Source organism: Paenibacillus antri, assembly GCF_005765165.1.
Classification (GTDB): Bacteria; Bacillota; Bacilli; order Paenibacillales; family YIM-B00363; genus Paenibacillus_AE; species Paenibacillus_AE antri.
This window is the reverse complement of record NZ_VCIW01000078.1, coordinates 1-525: the sequence shown is the minus strand read 5'-3', so window position 1 is coordinate 525 and position 525 is coordinate 1. Positions and strand designations below refer to the sequence as shown.

1 rRNA gene is annotated in these 525 nt (G+C 53.9%); it reads left to right on the top strand.

What is annotated here, in order from left to right:
• Window positions 1–525: ribosomal RNA gene (locus tag FE782_RS32135) — 23S ribosomal RNA — on the top strand; the annotation flags it as partial.

Here is a 525-nt window from a genome sequence, read left to right as displayed (position 1 = left end):
CGAGGTAGATGAAGAGGTCTGGAAAGGCCCGCCATAGGAGGTAACAGCCCTGTAGTCAAAACTTCGTTCTCTCCTGAGTGGATCCTGAGTACGGCGGAACACGTGAAATTCCGTCGGAATCCGGGAGGACCATCTCCCAAGGCTAAATACTCCCTAGTGACCGATAGTGAACCAGTACCGTGAGGGAAAGGTGAAAAGCACCCCGGAAGGGGAGTGAAAGAGATCCTGAAACCGTGTGCCTACAAGTAGTCAGAGCCCGTTAACGGGTGATGGCGTGCCTTTTGTAGAATGAACCGGCGAGTTACGATCTCGTGCAAGGTTAAGCAGAAGATGCGGAGCCGCAGCGAAAGCGAGTCTGAATAGGGCGCATGAGTACGTGGTCGTAGACCCGAAACCAGGTGATCTACCCATGTCCAGGGTGAAGTTCAGGTAACACTGAATGGAGGCCCGAACCCACGCACGTTGAAAAGTGCGGGGATGAGGTGTGGGTAGGGGTGAAATGCCAATCGAACCTGGAGATAGCTG